Here is a 2,500-nt window from a genome sequence, read left to right as displayed (position 1 = left end):
GTGACGGCGTACCTTTTGTATAATGGGTCCGCGAGTTCGTGTTGGCAGCGAGCTTAAGCCGAGAGGTGTAGGCGCAGCGAAAGCGAGTCCGAAATGGGCGTTGAGTTGCCGGCATGAGACCCGAAACCTGGTGATCTAGCCATGGACAGGCTGAAGGTGGGGTAACACCTACTGGAGGGCCGAACCCACGCCTGTTGAAAAAGTCGGGGATGATCTGTGGCTAGGGGTGAAAGGCCAATCAAACCAGGAAATAGCTGGTTCTCCGCGAAATCTATTGAGGTAGATCGTCATCTGGACACCCTCGGAGGTAGAGCACCGGATGGGCTAGGGGGACCCAAAGTCCTACCAAACCCAACCGAACTCCGAATGCCGGGGAGTGATAGGTGGCAGACAGACGGCGGGTGCTAAGGTCCGTCGTCGAGAGGGAAACAGCCCAGACCACCAGCTAAGGCCCCTAATTCGTGGCTAAGTGGGAAAGCATGTGGGACGGCCAAAACAACCAGGAGGTTGGCTTAGAAGCAGCCATCCTTTAAAGAAAGCGTAATAGCTCACTGGTCTAATAGCTGTTCTGCGGCGAAAATGTAACGGGGCTCAAGCCACGAGCCGAAGCTGTGGGTGCGTCGCAAGACGTGCGGTAGCGGAGCGTTCCCTAGGCCTGTGAAGCGGTATCCGTGAGGGGCCGTGGAGGTATGGGAAGTGCGAATGCGGACATGAGTAGCGACAAGAAGGGTGAGAAACCCTTCCGCCGAAAATCCAAGGGTTCCTGCGCAAGGCTAATCCGCGCAGGGTGAGCCGGCCCCTAAGGCGAGGGCGACAGCCGTAGCCGATGGGAACCAGGTGAATATTCCTGGGCCCGTCAGAAGTGACAGCCGTGAAGTTCTGTCATCCCTTATTGGATTGGGGTGGCGGTTGGATCGGCTCGGGAAACAGCTCTGACATATGGACCGTACCCTAAACCGACACAGGTGGATTGGACGAGTATTCCAAGGCGCTTGAGGGAACCATGCTGAAGGAACTAGGCAAATTGCTCGCGTAACTTCGGGATAAGCGAGACCTGCTGATGGGCAACCATTGGTGGGTGGCACAGACCAGGGGGTGGCGACTGTTTAGTAAAAACACAGGGCTCTGCGAAATCGAGAGATGACGTATAGGGTCTGACGCCTGCCCGGTGCTGGAAGGTCAAGGGGAGGAGTGCAAGCTCCGAACCGAAGCCCCAGTAAACGGCGGCCGTAACTATAACGGTCCTAAGGTAGCGAAATTCCTTGTCGGGTAAGTTCCGACCTGCACGAATGGCGTAACGACCTCCCCACTGTCTCCAGCATGGGCTCAGCGAAATTGAATTCCCCGTGAAGATGCGGGGTACCCGCGGTCAGACGGAAAGACCCTATGAACCTTTACTGCAGCTTCGCAGTGGCGCCAGGAAGGGACTGTGTAGGATAGGTGGGAGGCTTTGAAGCATGGGCGCTAGCTTGTGTGGAGCCAACCTTGAAATACCACCCTGTGCCTTTCTGGCGTCTAACCGAACCCGGTCACCCCGGGTCGGGACCCTGCGTGGTGGGCAGTTTGACTGGGGCGGTCGCCTCCCAAATGGTAACGGAGGCGCGCGATGGTGGGCTCAAGCCGGTCGGACATCGGCTGTTGAGTGCAAAGGCACAAGCCCGCCTGACTGCGAGCGCGACGGCGCGAGCAGAGACGAAAGTCGGCCTTAGTGATCCGGTGGTCCCGCGTGGAAGGGCCATCGCTCAACGGATAAAAGGTACTCTAGGGATAACAGGCTGATCTCCCCCAAGAGTCCACATCGACGGGGAGGTTTGGCACCTCGATGTCGGCTCATCGCATCCCGGGGCTGGAGCAGGTCCCAAGGGTTCGGCTGTTCGCCGATTAAAGCGGTACGTGAGCTGGGTTTAGAACGTCGTGAGACAGTTCGGTCCCTATCTGCCGTGGGTGTACGAGACTTGAGAGGATCTGTCCCTAGTACGAGAGGACCGGGATGGACGCACCTCTGGTGAACCGGTTGTCACGCCAGTGGCACGGCCGGGTGGCCAAGTGCGGAACGGATAACCGCTGAAGGCATCTAAGCGGGAAACCAGCCTCAAGACCAGGTCTCGCCGAGGGCCGTGGTAGACCACCACGTCGATAGGCCGCAGGTGCAAGAAGGGTAACCTTCTCAGCCGAGCGGTCCTAATAGCCCGATCGAGCTCAAGATCACCGCCGCCGCACCGACCGATGTCGCAAAACATCAGTCACCGCGCGCAGCACCAAACCGCGCTCTACCCAAACTCAGCCATCAACACACACACACACACCAGACCCAGACAATCAGACTACGATCCGGCGCGGTGGCCCGGTGGTCATCGCGGAGATGATACACCCGATCCCATCCCGAACTCGGCCGTGAAACACTCCAGCGCCCATGGTACTGCATCTCAAGATGCGGGAGAGTCGGTCGCCGCCGGGCCACCACGCCGGATCGTACTCCTCACCGTTTGAACACACACAC

Annotated in this window: 2 rRNA genes (1 of these 2 cut by a window edge); both read left to right on the top strand. The window is 58.6% G+C overall.

Features of this window, described 5'->3' with window-relative positions:
- Nucleotides 1-2,206: ribosomal RNA gene (locus tag JJI54_RS31670) — 23S ribosomal RNA — on the top strand; it begins 529 nt to the left of the window's first position.
- Between the two features lie 137 nt (nucleotides 2,207-2,343).
- Nucleotides 2,344-2,458, top strand: a 5S ribosomal RNA gene (gene rrf, locus JJI54_RS31665).
- Nucleotides 2,459-2,500 lie beyond the last annotated feature (42 nt).

The sequence above is a fragment of the Falsiroseomonas ponticola genome, assembly GCF_016805305.1.
Lineage (GTDB): Bacteria > Pseudomonadota > Alphaproteobacteria > Acetobacterales > Acetobacteraceae > Falsiroseomonas > Falsiroseomonas ponticola.
Note: the sequence above shows the minus strand (reverse complement) of the source record. Positions and strands in the feature narration are given on the sequence as shown.